This window comes from Undibacterium sp. Ji22W (assembly GCF_049340305.1).
Classification (GTDB): Bacteria; Pseudomonadota; Gammaproteobacteria; order Burkholderiales; family Burkholderiaceae_D; genus Undibacterium.
In genome coordinates this window covers 121,190-137,264 of sequence record NZ_JBMPOU010000005.1, presented here as the reverse complement: position 1 = coordinate 137,264, position 16,075 = coordinate 121,190, and the positions used below count along the sequence as shown (strand labels likewise).

The window sequence follows — 16,075 nt, the reverse complement described above, 5'->3', positions numbered from 1 at the left end:
AGAAAAGTCGCGGATTTGAACCTATGATCAACCGCTTCTTTACGTGTTCTACATTGCGCAATGAGTTACCAATGCAAATAGACACGCGTGATTTGTGTGCAAACAATCTGGCAGGTCTTCAGCAGCAATCAATCACTCTGCAAGGGAGTGCAGCGGGATCGAGTGGGAATAGGGATTTAGTTGATAGATCGAAAGTGAGGTCAGACTGAATTTGAGTGTGACTTTTACCGATTGTCTTTTTGCCGCCGAAAAAAATCGCAGGCGCTAGAAACTTTAGCACCTGCGACTTTTAGACTGACTAATTGTCCAACTAGTCAGCAACTAGTGAACAACAAAACGGATTTCTAATTAGCGTTTAAGGCAGCTAGAAACACAGTCGATAGATACTTCTGCATTGCGTTTAGTGTTCCACAATGGTGTATGTGCAGTGTTCGTGCCAACGATGGAAATTTGATGCGAACCATTTGACACACCAATGCTTAAAGCGACAGCACGTGGATTGCCATAGGCACGAACTGTTTGCGTTGAGACCAAGACATTATCAACATAGACTTTAACAAATTCTGTATTTGCAACTTGCAAATTCAAATTGAGCGTATTGGATGAAACAGTGATCACATCGCCTACAGGAATGAAATTGCCATCAGTCAAATTGCGATAGAAAGATTTGTTAACTGGTTTTGATAACAAGTCACTCGCGATCTTATCAAACTGAGTTTGGTCACCATTTGTCAAGTCACTCAATGTGCGAGGAACTTGTACGTCAGCGTTACAACCTTGATCTTCAATCATCGTACCAGCAGCGAGGCCACTACGAATGCTTTGACGCCAAGATACGCGCATACTCACGCCACCAGGCAATGCTTGGAAAGGAGTGGTGCCATAATCAGCAAAGAAAGAGTGTTCTATAACGTTTGCACCGCCAGCACCAGTCTTAGGATCTTCGCCATAAATCGTTGCAGCGGCATTGTCACGCATTGCGCACGTGAACAAATCGGTTGCGGAGAAGCTACGTGCGTTCGCTAAAACGCCAACTGGTTTGTAATACATTTGACCAAAGTAATTTGCATCTTGTGAAGAAGTGAATACTTCAGTTTTGCTATAACGATCTTTTGTCTTCTGTGCGTTTGTGATTAACTGCACCCATTCTGGCCAGTAGATCTGGAAAATTTCTTGATTCAAGAATTTGAAATTCAAAGAAGTATTCAATAAGCGTGCAGCATTCACACTTGCTTTTCCTGGAATGAATAATTCAGGCAACATGTCAGCGTATGAAATGTAGCCACCGCCGTTGTTACGAACGTCGATCACTAATGCATCAGTTACTGCCAACTGATTACGTAATAAACTTGTGATGACTTCTACCGCTGGTAGGAAATCATTGCCTGCAGGAGCAAAAGTGCCAATGCTGAGGTAACCAACTTTCTTAGTTCCACGATCCACAACTGCCCATTGGATACTCGGTTCAGTCGTTGGATTTTTTGTGATCGCTCCGAAATTAGCGGTCGAATTTCTCGCGACAAATCGATTGTAGTGTTCTTGAACAGGTTCATTACTCAAATTGAGTGCTTTGCCGATACTTGCTTTCAATGCTTGTGCTGTTTTGGCTACCTTTGCAGTAACTTTGTTCACAGTCGGCTGTAAATCATCATTGTCATAGAAGCTCAACCATGGCAGTGTGATGCTATATTCTTCGCCGTTTGAAGCAGCTTTAAGTTTGAGCGTAATAGTATCTTTTGTCGGCGGAGTTGCAGAACCTTGCCATGTGTAAGTCATGTATTGCAAGGCGCGCGAGAAGCCAGCATACAAATTCGCGCCATTACCATTAACGACTGCTTTTTGCACTGCTTGTTTGATTGGCATGCCATCATATTCTAAGACCAAATCACCGACTACTGGCTTGCGAATACCTGGATAGAAAGTATTGTAGTAGTAAGCGTTAAAGTGACGGCTAATGCGTACTTCATTTTGATCGGCAGCGGATGCAGTGCGAGTAAACTCGAAAGGAATAAACGTTTCGAAAGTCGCATACGGCAACGGGAAGTTATAGTTCAAATGCAAATCGCGTTGTGAGACAAAAACTTGACTCAAACTCTTGTGCAAATCTGTCGTGCTGAGGTTTCCTGCCTTGACTTTGTTAAGGATGTCTTGGGCTGCTAAAGCAGGATCGACATGCCCAAAATTAGGGTTAGTCCCATAAAACTCATTTTTTTGATAACGATTAACATACAGATCACGCAATACCAATTGCGCCTGCTCTGCTAACACAACTTTTTCAGGTTGAGTGAGTTCGTTGAACTTGATTAATGACCTTGTGTTAGCAAGATAATTGACCCTGTAATCTGCTGCATGTACAAGACTAGTGCAAATTGATGCACCTAGTATCGCTAAACGCAAGACGTGATGAATTTTCATGAAATAACTCCGTTTGCTTGAGGCGCTCATTTAGCGCCACCATTTTTGTTGTAGATATAAACTAGTAATACTTGAATTTAAAATATCAAGCGCGCAAAGTATCATGTTTGCCATTTGATAAGTCAACCGACAAATACGATGCAAAAAGTAATTAAATAATGCTTTGTTTTTTGATTTTTTTTTGCTACAAATCAAAGCTATCTGTACCACTTTATTGTGGGCAATATTTGCTGAGCAAGGTGATTTGTTCTATAAGAAAAGCAGACTCAGACTGAGATTTGACTTGGATTGCTTTTTTGATTAGATAGTGGAGCGAGGTAAACAATTCATATGGGCAACATCGACAATACCAGTTGCCCATACGTAATTTCTTTAAATGTTTTTAAATTAAGTAAAAAAGTTAATTTAAGACCCGATATAATACCCATAGGCAAAATCGTTTAGATTCAAATGTATTATTTTGATCACATGCATTCTGTAATTATTTCGAATACAAATTAATGATTTTGGTGATCCCATCTTGGCAAACCTGACAAAATTTTTCACTACGATCAAACATCAGGCATTGCATTTGCGAGCGGTAATAACCTTTGGCCTCATAGTTCGCGCCTTCGAACGCACCAATGCTGTGATAGTTGGGATCTTTGGAGAAAAGTTGACTAGATTCGATCAGATCTTTTTTGAACAAGGCGCTCATTTCCGATTCTGGCCGGTTATTTTTACGTAAATCTGCGCGCACCTTTTGATAAGCACGTGATGCTTCTTCGTAGCGCTCTTTGGGCCAGGATGTCGGCAAGCCAATGTTGGCAGTTGAGTGTTGTTTCCATTTCAGACTCGCTGGGTCTTTCAAAGCAGTGACGTTCGGTTCCCAAGGCTCTTGCGTGATTTCTGCGCCGGTCTGGTAAGCCACGGGTGAGGTGTAGTACTCATCTGCCAATCCTGCAAAATGGTGACCAAACTCATGGACGAACAAATAGTTCGCCCAGTCATTACCAGCGGCGGCAGTCGAGAATTGACCAAAGATGCCACCGCCACCGTAGGTTTTATTATTCACCAAGATCTCGATGAATTCATACGGTGCATTTTGTGCGAACTCGCGCAGTGCGCGATTATCCAAAGTCAGAACATAGCGTTCACTACCAAAAATATCGTAACTCGTACCGGTATGTGATGCATGGAATTGACCGCTAGAGGGACGCGATATGCCGGATTCTTTGGTCGGCGCAACTAAACCCCAGATGTTGAAATCGGTCGCACGTTCTTTGAACGGCGATACGGTGAACAAATATTGACTCATACGTTTTGCATCTGCGGTAAATTTCTTCAATTCTTTCGCCGTGTAGCCATCACCAATAATTAAGAGGTCGACCTTGTCAGCCGAATTGCCACTGATGTGGATGGGAATAGGTTTGAGCGGCGTAGCTTGATGTCTCTTGACCACATCCGGTGCGTCTGTATCAACATCAATACTCCATACAGTTTGAAACTGCATTTGTTGATCGCGTTTCAACACCCGCAAATTGACTGCATGTTGTGGTTTGGGGAAGCGTAAAGACTCTTCAAATCCCCGGTCGATTTTTCCTGCCTCCGCGGTGCTCTGCCACTCCGCAAATACGGTCGAATACCCACGTGAATACAAAAGTTCACCAGTAGCTTTGTCACGCACTTCAAATAATTGATTGCCGCGATTGCTGCTGTCTACATTTTTCTTCAAATGCCCTGGCCAAGGCAGTGGTTCAATGACTACGCGTTCCAAAGCATAGTGTTCGATCTTTGCGTTGCCACTATGCAGAATGTCGACGCGCACGGTTGCTGGTATTGCTGGTGCTGTTGCCACTTGCGCGACATTGCGTTGGCTTAGGCATAGTAAGCTGATGGCAAGTATCAATTTTAGGTAATGCATTTGCGTCCCCCTATGGTCATTTCTAACAAGCTTAAAATAGTAACAGAGCTTGATCGTAGAGCAGCAAGTTTTGATATGCAAAAGCAACGCAAAATGAATGCCCACGAAGAGAGAGAAAGGCGAAAAAAAGCGTGACTGTTGCCAGTCACGCCAGGAGGGGATTCTATTTTTACGGAGTTGGATTAAATGGACTATGCGGCTTGTAGCTGGCTTTGCACTTGATCCTGAGTGCCAACAGTACGCAGTGGTTCGCCATCAATCAGGATGCGACGTGGTTTGTGTGCTTCCGGGATTTCGCGTTGTAATTCGATGTTCAACAAACCGTTATCCATCTTCGCGCCAACCACTTTGACGTGATCTGCTAGACGGAAGCTGTGTTCAAAATCACGTGAGGCAATTCCACGGTGCAGGAACGTACCTTGCAGTTCAGGTTTTGTTTTGCGGCCGACTACTTTTAATACATCACGCTCGCTTTCAATCTCAATTTCTGTGCGATCAAAGCCAGCGACCGCCATGCTGATACGGTACTGGTCTTCATTGACCAATTCAATATTGTAGGGAGGGTAGCTTGGTGTCGCTTCAGTGCGCTGTGCTTCATTGAATAAATGTGCCAAGCGATCAAAACCGATTGCAGAACGATAGAGTGGAGAAAAGTCGAAATTACGCATGATAAGTATCCTCTAAAAAATAAGCGATAAATGAATTGGCAGACCTCACTTGAGCATCTGCTGATACTGATATGTAGCTATGAAAAGGGCTTTTCAAGAGATTAAAATTAAATTTTTTGTGGACTTGAAAGCTTAAGAAACAACCCCATTTGTGCGCACTTTTTATTCATTACTCAATACAGGTTGCATGGTCAGTAATTGTGAAAAAATATTAAATATAAATTGATTTGCGTGTTCAGTAGGGCGCATTAAAAAATATTTCAAATACGTGTCAACAGAAAAAAATGCGAACCCGTTATGGGAGTACGCAGCAAACACTGCGCAACAGCAACACAGAATATAAGCAACACCGGAACTAATTTCACACCTTCATCACTTAGAATTGAACAGGAAAAATATCATGAAAAAAATCGCTCTCACTATCATCGCTACCACATTGTCTATGAGCGCAGCATTTGCTGCCAGCAACCAAACGCCAGTAGCGAGTGCCAGCCCGAAAGCGGTAGTAGCTTCTGCCGCAGCGAGCGCAGCTAGTGCAGTGACTACACCGAAAGCCGTGGCAGCACCAGCCGCGACAACGCAGGCATCGACCGTGGTTTCAAGTGCAGTCGCGAAAACAAGCAGTGCACCAGCAGCAGCTGCAATGGCAGCCAGTGCAGCGAGTGTTCCAGCTGCAGCGAAGGCAGCAGCTAGTGCTGACATGAAAGCGGCGACAGCACCAACAAAGCATGCTGAAAAATCAGTAAAGAAACATACTGAAAAAGTAGCAGAAAAAGCGGCGGAAAAAGTAGAAGCTGTAGTGCCAGCAGCGAAAAAATAATGGAAGTCATTTGCAGTAAATCATCTCCAAGATGAACTAGAAAACGGCGCTTTTTTTGCGCCGTTTTTATTTTTATTTTTATTTGACTATTTTTTTCGGAAAAGTACTGCGCTGAAAGATCAAAATTTATTTTGAAAAATAAATTGAAAGAATGAGGAATATTTTCAAAACGTGTCAACAGCATATTGAGTGACCTCGTTATTGGAGTACGCAGCAAGTGCTTAGCAGACACTAGAAAATGCCAAGCAAGTGCAGCGAAAAAAAGCAAGACAAGGCAAGAATTCAGGCAACAAAAAATGCAACAAAAAACCTAGTTTAATCAATCGAAACCATAAAGGATTTAACATGAACAAGCTTACATTGTCACTCGTTGCAGCTACTCTTTCTTTCGGTGCAGCATTTGCAAATGCTGAACAAGCGCCGACTACAACAGCAGCGCCTGCAAAAGCAAATCCAGTGACGACAGCGACAGCACCAGCGACGGCAGTAGCAAGTACACCTGTCCCCGCAGCGACAACAAAAGTGGCAAGTGCTACAGCTGTGTCCGCAGCAGCACCAGCACCAGCACCAGCAGCACCAGCCGCAGCGGCAAAAGTTACGAGTGTGCCAGCAGTTGCTACTGCAGTGAAAGCAGAAGCGAAAGCCGAAGTGAAGTCGGATGTGAAGCCAGCTATGCATGAAAAACATGCAGCAAAACATGTTGAAAAACACGCGAAAAAGCATGCAAAGGTAATGACAGAAAAAACACCTACAGCGGCATCTGCTGCAGCTTCAGTGGCGTCTGCTAAGTAATGTTCATGTAAGACCAAATAAGATCCAAAAGAGTTTTGCTGGATTAGACGCAAAAAGCGGCGCACAGTGCGCCGTTTTTTGCGTCCATCGAGTACTGATGACATCCGATCAGTCTATTTGACATTCTGTTCCACGTTTCTGTCGTTTTGTCTTTTGCTTTACACAAAACAAAAATAAACAGGCACACTAGCGACCGTCATCACATCATTTGATGTTTTATCTTTCGATCGTTTTTCTGGAGCTCATCATGCGCAAAGTTTGGATCTCAGGCATTACCCTTGGTTTAGTGTTAGCTAGTTCTCTCGCCGCAGCTGGTGAGCAGGTTCGTAAAGTTTCTCCGTTTTCTACGATTCGCACGCAAGGCGCATTATCAGTAGAAGTAGTGGTCGGCAGCACGCATTCGATCACGGTCAAGGGTGACGACAAATACATGGACAAAATCATTACTGATATCGCGGGCGATGAACTCTTGATCAGCTATAAAGAGAAAAAGAATATCCGCATTTCTGACGATTTAAAAGTGATCGTTACTATGCCAACTTTGAGTAAATTTAAGATGGAAGGCGCGGGTTTAACCACCGTTAGCAAGATCACCGGTGATCGTTTTGAATTGAATTACGAAGGCGTAGGCTTGTTAAAAATGAGTGGCAAAGTGCGCGAATTCAAATTGCGCGCACAAGGCGTGGGCTTTGTGGATGCCAAGGGTTTGGTCGCTGAGAATGTCGATGCCACAGTAGAAGGTATCGGTTCGGTCGAGGTGACCGCAACAGAAAAACTGAAGGCGAATGTGCAAGGCATTGGCTCTTTGAATTACTTTGGTAATCCAAAATCAATCAACAAGACAGTAGAAGGCATCGGCGGCGTTAGCGCGGGCAAATAAGTTATCACTTCACTGACAAAAAAACCGGCAATTCAAATAATTGAATTGCCGGTTTTTTCAGATTGATGTTTTAGTTCAATACACTAGCCGCTGTAACATGGGTATAGCCCAAATCACGTGCGACCGCCTCATAGGTGACTTTGCCTTCGCATACATTCAATCCATTGCGCAGATGGACATCGTCACGTAGTGCCTGCTTCCACCCTTTGCTTGCTAATGCTATCGCGTGTCCAACCGTCGCATTATTGAGTGCAAATGTTGATGTGCGAGCCACTGCGCCCGGCATATTCGCGACGCAATAATGGATCACCCCATCCACCACATATGTAGGTTCCGCATGCGTAGTCGCGTGCGAAGTTTCAAAGCAGCCGCCTTGATCAATCGCCACATCCACAACGACCGCACCTTTTTTCATACGCGAGATCAGATCGCGGCTGACCAGCTTAGGCGCTGCTGCTCCTGGAACTAAGACGCCACCAATGACCAAATCAGCAGATAACACGGCTTCTTCTATCGATTGTGTGTTGGAATACACCGTAGAAATGCGATTGCCATACACTAGATCCAATTGACGCAAACGATCTACGCTCTTATCTAATACGGTGACGCGCGCACCCGTACCGACCGCCATTTGCATGGCATTTGTACCGACTACGCCGGCTCCGATAATGACGATATGTGCTGGAGCGACACCAGGTACGCCGCCCAATAACAAACCCATTCCACCCTTGGATTTTTCCAGATGCGCTGCGCCTGCTTGTATCGCCATACGACCAGCTACTTCGCTCATTGGAGCCAACAGGGGCAAGCCGCCATTTGCGCCGGTGATGGTTTCATACGCGATGCAAATCGCACCCGATTTTACCAATGCCGCAGTTTGCTCTGGGTCTGGTGCGAGGTGCAGATAGGTGTACAGAATCTGGCCAGGGCGCAGCATTGCGCATTCAACCGGTTGCGGCTCTTTGACCTTGACGATCATTTCTGCACGGGCAAAAATTTCTTGTGCCGTTTCAACTAATTCTGCACCAACGGCTTTGTACTGATCATCACTTAAACCAATCTCAGTGCCCGCATTTTTTTGTACCAATACTTGATGGCCGCGTGAAGTCAATTCACGTACGGAGGATGGGGTCATACCCACGCGGTATTCGTGGTTCTTAATTTCTTTAGGTACGCCTACGATCATGATGTCTCTTTCATTAACTAAGAAATTGCGCCTAGAAATTTAGGCCGGGAAATAGAAGCGTCGGGAAGCGTATTCCCGACGCTATTTTTGTTGTTATGTGTGACCAGATGGGTAATCAGTCGCAGCTGATTATGACACCACGAAAATGGGGCATTTCGTTGATTGTGAAGAAAAATTGCTTTAGATGAAGTAGGGCAATTGTGCGATCGCACAATGTAAGGAATTCCGCACAGTTTCAAAATATTTGTATTGAAAATAGAACAGAGTCAGACATATTTTGTAATGGCGTGCAGACTTGGACGAACAAGATGTGATTACGAATTTGATATGGTTCTGGCAATTTATTGCGACTTTCTGAGCCCTAGAAATCATCGTGCATGTTTTTAGACAAGATTGCTGGTTATCGATGCGGAATGTTCTTGATCTGCTGATTTGTATGATGATCGTGTCAGCACCGGCAGACCACATTGCTTGCGACAAAGTGCGAGAACTAAGTTGGCACAATGCAGAATTCACATTGCAACATTACCACGACTGCAGTGCTAAAACACACGAAGCTCGTTGGAAGACGATCAGTGGCGAGCAGAATCCCTTGAACTTTGATAACAATGACGCCTACCTTAGGCTCTGGAATAAAGAAACTGCTGCCTTGCTATTGCTATTTCAGATGCCAGCGCAAGCCATGATTGCGAAGCCAGAATAATCAAGTTCTTCAAGAAAAACTGTTGGTAGCTAAGTTGATGAGTCGCGATTGAGTTTTCGTTCTTTCCACGTTAGCATGCAGAATTCTGAAAATTTTATAGCGGATCGGCCATGCCTACCATTGTTGAAAACTCGCAGGACTATCTGTCTGATTTTATTCGCCTCAACGAAGAGTGGATCAGTCACTATTTTGAGATTGAAGATACCGATAGAAAGTTGGCAGCTGATCCATTTCAAATCGTCGACAAAGGCGGGTACATTTTCTGTCTGTTGCATGAGCACGAAGTGCTAGGTGTTTGTGCGCTTTTCAATAATGGAGAGGGTGTTTTCGAATTGGCACGAATGGCGGTCTCGCCTCAACATCAGGGGCTCGGGTATAGCAATTTATTGATTCAACATTGTCTGGATACATTGCAATCGATCAAGGCAAAGAAGGTCTATCTGGTTTCGAATACCAAGCTCGCAGCGGCGATCAATTTGTATAAGAAATTTGGCTTTCAAACCGTGTCTGAGGGGCCTCACCCTGTTTATTCTCGTGCGAATATTGTCATGGAGCGTGAAGTTTGATTCATCGTAGGATCTAAAGTTTTGAGGTGTTCGAGAAGCTCTAACACCATATGAAAAATCTCTGTCGCGCTCAAACAAGTCTGTGCTGTCAGCAAGAGCCCAATTTTCTGACACTTTGGTCAAAATCGGCGGCTTAGTAGATAGTTTTCTTCATTGTGATTTTACGTGATGTACCGCCTATTTTATCGTGCCAGTCAATGAACAGAATTTGGATGCACTAAAAAACAGGTGGCTCGTTATTTTGGACGTCATAGATAATTTTGAAAATTTTTTCGTAAAAATTTTATCGTTTTTAAGTAAGGAAATACATGCACGCAATCCAATGCCAATGCGGTCAACTTCGCGCCCAGGTCGAAGGCGTTGGTCTGCATAGTCACATCGTTTGTTATTGCAGCGATTGCCGAGCCTTTGCGCATTACCTCGGGCGTGCTGGGTTAGTGTTGGATGCGCAAGGTGGAACGGAGATTGTGCAAGTAAGTCAGGCGCGTTTGCGTTTTGTTCAGGGGCGTGAAAATTTGGCGGCGGTGCGTTTGCACGAGCATGGCATGGTGCGATGGTATGCGGCTTGCTGCAAGTCTCCTTTGGGAAATACCATGCGTAATCCTAAGATGGCGTTCATCGGTTTGATTCATAGCGCCTTAGATCGCGCAAATATAGACAAAGACTTTGGCGCTGTGACTGCATGGATGGAAACGCAATCCGCACTTGGCGAAGCAAAGCCGGCACAAAAAGGCGTGCTGCCCGTTGTGTTACGTTTTATTTGTTTGACTTTAGCTGCGCGTTTGAGTGGCAGCCATAAACAGTCGCCTTTGTTTGCGGCGGAAGGTCGACCCTTCGTGCAAGCAGAAATAGTGAGCGCTGAACGGTTAAAAAATCTAAAGTCTATATAGGAACTCGTGTCTATTTTTAAAAGGGAGAAGAAATGCAAATTACACTCAGTAGTATTCTGGTTGAAGATCAGGACCGTGCACTGGATTTCTATACAAATAAGTTAGGCTTTGAGAAGAAAAATGATATTCCGATGGGAGAGTTTCGCTGGTTGACAGTGATCTCGCCAGAAGGCGCGCATGGGGTCGAATTGGTTTTAGAACCCATGGCTTTTGCGCCAGCACGAACTTATCAAAAAGCCTTGTTCGATGCGGGCATTCCTTGTACGGCATTCATGTCTAAAGACCTGCTGAGTGAATATGCGCGTCTAAAAGAGGTGGGCGTTAAATTTCGTTCAGAGCCTATGAATATGGGCCAGATTATGACGGTAATTTTTGAAGATGGATGCGGTAATCTGATAAATCTAGTGCAGCTAGTGGTTTGATCATGAATTTTAATTGAAACTGAGTCCAAATCAAGTTGGAGCTCAGTTAAATGTAGTACGCATTGGTATTGAATCGAAATAAGTAAATATATTTTTTAAATCCCCATTCAATCGCAAGGAGACGCTATGTCAACCAACACAGTGACATTACACAGAGTAATACGTACCAATCCCGATAAACTCTATCGTGCGTTTATAGAAGCGGATGCGATGGCGAAATGGATTCCGCCTTTTGGTTTTACCTGCCAGGTTCACCACATGGATCCCAAAGTTGGCGGGACATTCAAAATGTCTTTCCGTAATTTTTCGACGGGTAACGGCCATTCATTTGGCGGCGAATATCTGGAAATGGTACCTGGCTCTTTGCTACGCTATACCGACCAGTTCGATGATCCGAATATGCCAGGCGTCATGACAGTGACAATCAATTTTAAGCAAGTCTTATGCGGCACGGAGCTGACCGTCACACAAGAAGGCATACCCGCCATGATTCCGGTCGAAATGTGCTATCTGGGTTGGCAAGAATCTTTAGTGCAATTAGCGAATTTGGTTGAGCCTGAGATTCCGGGGTAAACCGCATGTGATACCAATGGCGGGCAATATGGGGATCTTTCTGTATTGACCGCAAATTGATGGAAAAGACCGGGTAACAACGTTACGGGCAAGCTCTATGCAGTGAAGCCATGATCCGAAACGACCTAGCAATTCCTGATGAGTGGTGTATCGCCATCAACTGAGTCACCACCTTTAAACCAGCCAACGGGACTTGAATTGGTGAAGGTGTTGCTGCTCCACAAGCGAAGGCATTCAAGGGGAGTTTCGTTCCGATGGAGGTTATCAGGGGCGGATCGACATCAAGAATTTACCAAAATCCTCTGTCGTTCGTACAAACAAACTGCCAGCGGGTTGGTGATCGGAGAAAGAGCTTTGAAAGATATTCTTACACAGTATATAGAGGCGTTGCTGATCGCAGCCCAATCTAGGAATATGTCTCAGGGCGTCAAGATTTACGAAATGGCGCTTGATCAACTGCGAGCAGCAGATAGTGATAGTGCAGTGTTGGAAGTCTTGTCGCGCCTTAAGGCAGCACTTGGGGGCATGGAGACACATGGGTTCTTTCCTGCAGACGAGTACCGGGTCGTTGAAAAAATTCGAGCTCTCCCGTGATTGGAAGACGATCACTAGACATCCATCTGAGAAACAGAAAGCAGGGATTAGTGAAAAAACACAGGTGTCCCGTCCGAAGTGTCCGTGAGAAAAACAGGTACGTTCAAGATGGTTTTGAAAAGTACGGTCGCGTCTTGATATAACACATTTGTCGCCAACCGCACCAAAGAAATCATCACCACCAAACCAGCAGGTGCCGGCAGCGCCAGCACGGTCACCAAAACCTACACCTACGACGGCCGCAACCAACTCACCGCCATCACCGACACCGCCGCAGGCAACACCACATTAAGCTACGACAGCCAAGGCAATCTCAATCAAAAGACCCAAGGCAGTGACATCACGTACTACAGCTACAACGCCAGAGACAACCTGATCGGCGTTCGCAAGAACAATACCGTGCTAGGCAACTACAGCAATAATCACCTAGGCCTACGCGTAGAAAAAGAAGCCAAAGATCCACTACAACCGAACGCGCCACCCGCGATCTTCCGCACCCTCTGGAACGGCCGTCACGCCTTCCAAGACAGCGATCTAAGTGGCAACACCCTAAGCCGCTATGAAAACGACGGTCGCCACACCGTCAGCTTTTGGAGCAGCACCGATGGCAGCCAAGCGCTCCACCACGACGCCCTAGGCAGCATCACCGCCACGACTGACAACAGCGGCCAACTCAAAAGCGAAACCGTCTACGACGCCTTCGGCAACATCGCAAGCAGAAGCGGACTAAGCGCCAACAAGTTCGGCTACACCGGCCACCAGATGGATCAAGAAACAGGCTTGATCTATTTCCAAGCGCGTTACTACGATCCACAAACAGGTCGCTTCATTACTCAAGATCCGTATGAGGGCGACTGGAACACGCCACTGTCTTTGCATCACTATTTGTATGCGTATGGGAATCCGACGACTTACATTGATTTGCATGGGTATCAATCAAGAAAACCTTACTACATGTCGATCGATCCTGTTACTGGTCAAAAGACATTTAGTGATCGTCAACCTGCTCCGAATACCGAGCAACAAGCAGCGAACAACATCGCACGAGAACAAGAAAGAGCACGGAAGACTCTTGCAGACAAAACTCGACCATCGAATAATATTGATGACCCAGAGTTTGTTCAAAGACGATTGACACGCGAAGCCGCCCACAAGCCTGGTATTGGTGGCGATGAAGTCGAAGAACTGCCTAGTCAAATACAACTAAGGCAGATGCATGCACGCGGTAAATTAGCATTGCAGATAGGCGGAGAAATTGCTGAGGTTGCAGCACCAACCCCAGAGACGATCATAGCTGGCCCACTACTCGGTGGCATACTCAATAAAGCAAAGCCTCTATTGCCGTTTTTGAAGGAAGCTGCGAAAGACGCGCTCAAGGCAAAGAAGACTGAACAAAGCCTCGCTAAAATTGAAACTGCGGAGATGAATTCCGCTGAAAAAGTAGTTGCAAAAGCAGGTGAAACTGAAAGTACTGCAATAGGCAAGGAGGCACATCGAATAGAAGCCGAACGACGTCGAGCATCTGGCCAATTTAGTACAGTTAATGAAGCTGTTACCGATAAGGGCGGGGCTACGATTCAGGTTCCGCACCGAGTTAACCTCAAAACTGGTGATGCAGTTGATGCTCGACTGCAAAATGCAATACCAGATGCGGTCAATTATGAACGTCGGCTTATAGTCGACGATAAACCAATTGGTAGGCCAATATCAAAAGATCGGCAAGAGTTGATTCGAAATATTGAAGCATTTCGGAAACGTGAGGGGCATTTGCCGGACACAATTGCAATTCAACGATATGATCCCAAGACTGGAGATCCTGTTGTAACCGAATTGTATAAACCGGAAGATTTTCTTCCAAAGCCTAAAAAATAGGAGTTTGACTTATGAGTTTTGAACATAAAGCATTTGAGTTTGACTATGATAAATTCAATTTGGAATTGCGTCCAAGATTGGAAATGGCATTATTGTCGAATGAGGCTGAAAATATAAAAAAGTTTATAGACGATAATCTTTCTGATGTTAAGGATCCGTATGAGGGAAATGTGCTAGAAGAATCCTGGGAGGATTTGCTAGAAATTAAAGATGTTCATCAGTACGCTGATTTTGCAATTACAAAATATTATGATCCGACTAATGATATTGGTCTTGGCGATGGATGGGAGAGGATTCAGAAAGTCCTATTAAATGAATCTGAATCACTAGCACTTATTGTTTTAGGATCCTCAGTGGGTGAAAGGTCAAATTATTTTGATCCTGGAAAGATGGGATCTTATTTTCAAACGCCAGAACAAGTGGAGAAGAATAAGATGATGCTAGAAGTTCTCCTTAGACATCAACACAAATACAAATTGGAGCTTTCCCGATTAATAGATATGTTCAATGAAATTGAGTCTGGTAAAGGTCTTTATGTCACTTTCTAAGGCCGTAAGGCGTAAGCATTTGTAGCGCGCAATTGGCTCTATTTATTGCGCAGTATGGAGTCGTTGACATGCGACAGAAATTCGACGATGCCAACGCCATCAACCAGCCCGTCACACTGATTGCAATCCGCGTAAACAATCCAAACACCGACAGGGTTAGGTCGTGCATTTGACATTGAATTGAGAAAGTAGGGACACGTCTTGAAATGACACATTTCTCGCCAACCGCACCAAAGAAATCATCACCACCAAACCAGCCAGCGCAGCTAGTCCAACAAGCATCACCAAAACCTACACCTACGACGGCCGCAACCAACTCACTGCCATCACCGACACTGCCGCAGGCAACACCACATTAAGCTACGACAGCCAAGGCAATCTCAATCAAAAGACCAAAGGCAGTGATAGTACGTACTACAGCTACAACGCCAGAGACAACCTGATCAGCGTTCGCAAGAACAATACGGTGTTAGGCAACTACAGCAATAATCACCTAGGCCTGCGCGTAGAAAAAGAAGCCAAAGATCCCTTACAACCCAACGCACCACCCGCGATCTTCCGCACCCTCTGGAACGGCCGTCACGCATTTAAGTGCGGAGACCACTTTCAAAATTTAATAGCTAACAAACTTATTGAACTTATTACTCCGGCCTATCCAACTTAGTCGACAGCAAAATCGTCGAAAACGTATCCACCACACCTCTGATCAAACGTATCTTATCAATCACGGCATCGAGTTCGTGGGTTGATTCGGTGGATAACATGGCACATAAATCGTAGCGGCCGCTGACCGTATAGAGCTTGATGATTTCATGGCGCTTGGTCAGTGCTCGCATGATTTCTGGTTCGTGTTGCGACTCTATGGAAATTAAGACCATCGCCCGTATGCTAGGGCGGCTGCGGCTGATTGAAACATCGACTGTGTAGCCGCTGATGATGCCGCGGTCCTCTAAGGACTTCAAGCGCAATTGAGCGGTACTGCGTGCACAGCCGAGCGCTTTTGCCATTGCGACTATGGGTAAGCGTGCATTCACTTTGAGTAGATCGATGATTTGTTGGTCGAGTGGGTCTAATGGTGATGACATACGAATAATTAATTGTGTTTCAGGCACATTGTTTGATTATCATACATTATGACTGATTTTCTGCTGATATTTAAGTCATTTTGTGCGTTTGAGGCGGCACAACTCGTCTTTACACTGTTCCCCTGTCACCCGTATGGGTATCCACCTTATTTTTGCCG

At 45.1% G+C, this 16,075-nt stretch carries 17 protein-coding genes; 12 read left to right on the top strand and 5 right to left on the bottom strand.

Going from position 1 to position 16,075, the window contains the following annotated elements; genetic code table 11:
* Positions 1 to 348 precede the first annotated feature (348 nt).
* The 3 genes from ACO0KW_RS19985 to ACO0KW_RS19975 form a co-directional block, all read right to left on the bottom strand.
* Positions 349 to 2,415, bottom strand: coding sequence for a S41 family peptidase (locus ACO0KW_RS19985; RefSeq protein WP_423055100.1), 2,067 nt, complete (start codon positions 2,413 to 2,415; stop codon positions 349 to 351).
* A gap of 481 nt (positions 2,416 to 2,896) precedes the next feature.
* On the bottom strand, positions 2,897 to 4,318 hold the full coding sequence (locus tag ACO0KW_RS19980; protein WP_423055099.1) for a M64 family metallopeptidase: 1,422 nt from the start codon (positions 4,316 to 4,318) through the stop codon (positions 2,897 to 2,899).
* A 191-nt stretch (positions 4,319 to 4,509) separates the two neighbouring features.
* Positions 4,510 to 4,986, bottom strand: coding sequence for an Hsp20 family protein (locus tag ACO0KW_RS19975; RefSeq protein WP_423055098.1), 477 nt, complete (start codon positions 4,984 to 4,986; stop codon positions 4,510 to 4,512).
* Between the two features lie 400 nt (positions 4,987 to 5,386).
* Between ACO0KW_RS19975 and ACO0KW_RS19970 the strand changes: the two genes are divergently transcribed.
* The 3 genes from ACO0KW_RS19970 to ACO0KW_RS19960 all read left to right on the top strand — a co-directional run bounded on the left by ACO0KW_RS19970 (position 5,387) and on the right by ACO0KW_RS19960 (position 7,478).
* A complete protein-coding gene (locus ACO0KW_RS19970; RefSeq protein ID WP_423055097.1) occupies positions 5,387 to 5,806 on the top strand; it encodes a hypothetical protein in 420 nt (139 codons plus the stop codon).
* 345 nt (positions 5,807 to 6,151) lie between these two features.
* Entirely contained in the window at positions 6,152 to 6,598 is a 447-nt protein-coding gene (locus ACO0KW_RS19965) for a hypothetical protein (protein WP_423055096.1), read from the top strand.
* 247 nt (positions 6,599 to 6,845) lie between these two features.
* Positions 6,846 to 7,478, top strand: coding sequence for a head GIN domain-containing protein (locus ACO0KW_RS19960; RefSeq protein WP_423055095.1), 633 nt, complete (start codon positions 6,846 to 6,848; stop codon positions 7,476 to 7,478).
* Between the two features lie 70 nt (positions 7,479 to 7,548).
* Here the strand turns inward: ACO0KW_RS19960 and ald are convergent, their stop codons facing one another.
* The gene (ald, locus tag ACO0KW_RS19955) at positions 7,549 to 8,664 is read right to left on the bottom strand and encodes an alanine dehydrogenase (RefSeq protein WP_423055094.1); all 1,116 of its coding nucleotides are present in this window, start codon (positions 8,662 to 8,664) and stop codon (positions 7,549 to 7,551) included.
* Positions 8,665 to 9,100: 436 nt separating this feature from the next.
* Here ald and ACO0KW_RS19950 point away from each other — a divergent pair, with 436 nt between their 5' ends.
* The 9 genes from ACO0KW_RS19950 (at position 9,101) to ACO0KW_RS19910 (ending at position 15,191) form a co-directional block, all read left to right on the top strand.
* Positions 9,101 to 9,367, top strand: a complete 267-nt coding sequence (locus tag ACO0KW_RS19950) for a hypothetical protein (protein WP_423055093.1) — start codon at positions 9,101 to 9,103, stop codon at positions 9,365 to 9,367.
* Between the two features lie 110 nt (positions 9,368 to 9,477).
* On the top strand, positions 9,478 to 9,933 hold the full coding sequence (locus tag ACO0KW_RS19945; RefSeq protein ID WP_423055092.1) for a GNAT family N-acetyltransferase: 456 nt from the start codon (positions 9,478 to 9,480) through the stop codon (positions 9,931 to 9,933).
* 308 nt (positions 9,934 to 10,241) lie between these two features.
* Positions 10,242 to 10,823 carry a DUF6151 family protein gene (locus tag ACO0KW_RS19940; protein ID WP_423055091.1) on the top strand — a complete coding sequence of 194 codons (582 nt, stop codon included), beginning with the start codon at positions 10,242 to 10,244 and terminating at the stop codon, positions 10,821 to 10,823.
* Positions 10,824 to 10,855: 32 nt separating this feature from the next.
* On the top strand, positions 10,856 to 11,245 hold the full coding sequence (locus ACO0KW_RS19935; protein WP_423055090.1) for a VOC family protein: 390 nt from the start codon (positions 10,856 to 10,858) through the stop codon (positions 11,243 to 11,245).
* Between the two features lie 126 nt (positions 11,246 to 11,371).
* Positions 11,372 to 11,818, top strand: a complete 447-nt coding sequence (locus tag ACO0KW_RS19930) for an SRPBCC family protein (protein WP_423055089.1) — start codon at positions 11,372 to 11,374, stop codon at positions 11,816 to 11,818.
* 138 nt (positions 11,819 to 11,956) lie between these two features.
* Positions 11,957 to 12,412, top strand: a complete 456-nt coding sequence (locus ACO0KW_RS19925; protein ID WP_423055088.1) for a hypothetical protein — start codon at positions 11,957 to 11,959, stop codon at positions 12,410 to 12,412.
* A gap of 399 nt (positions 12,413 to 12,811) precedes the next feature.
* Positions 12,812 to 14,284 carry an RHS repeat domain-containing protein gene (locus tag ACO0KW_RS19920; protein WP_423055087.1) on the top strand — a complete coding sequence of 491 codons (1,473 nt, stop codon included), beginning with the start codon at positions 12,812 to 12,814 and terminating at the stop codon, positions 14,282 to 14,284.
* 11 nt (positions 14,285 to 14,295) lie between these two features.
* Positions 14,296 to 14,832: a hypothetical protein gene (locus ACO0KW_RS19915; RefSeq protein ID WP_423055086.1), complete on the top strand. Its 537-nt coding sequence runs from the start codon at positions 14,296 to 14,298 to the stop codon at positions 14,830 to 14,832.
* Positions 14,833 to 15,038: 206 nt separating this feature from the next.
* Entirely contained in the window at positions 15,039 to 15,191 is a 153-nt protein-coding gene (locus ACO0KW_RS19910; protein WP_423055085.1) for a hypothetical protein, read from the top strand.
* Positions 15,192 to 15,473: 282 nt separating this feature from the next.
* On the opposite strand, the gene ACO0KW_RS19905 is transcribed toward ACO0KW_RS19910, so the two are convergent.
* Positions 15,474 to 15,944, bottom strand: a complete 471-nt coding sequence (locus tag ACO0KW_RS19905) for an Lrp/AsnC family transcriptional regulator (protein ID WP_423055084.1) — start codon at positions 15,942 to 15,944, stop codon at positions 15,474 to 15,476.
* Positions 15,945 to 16,075 lie beyond the last annotated feature (131 nt).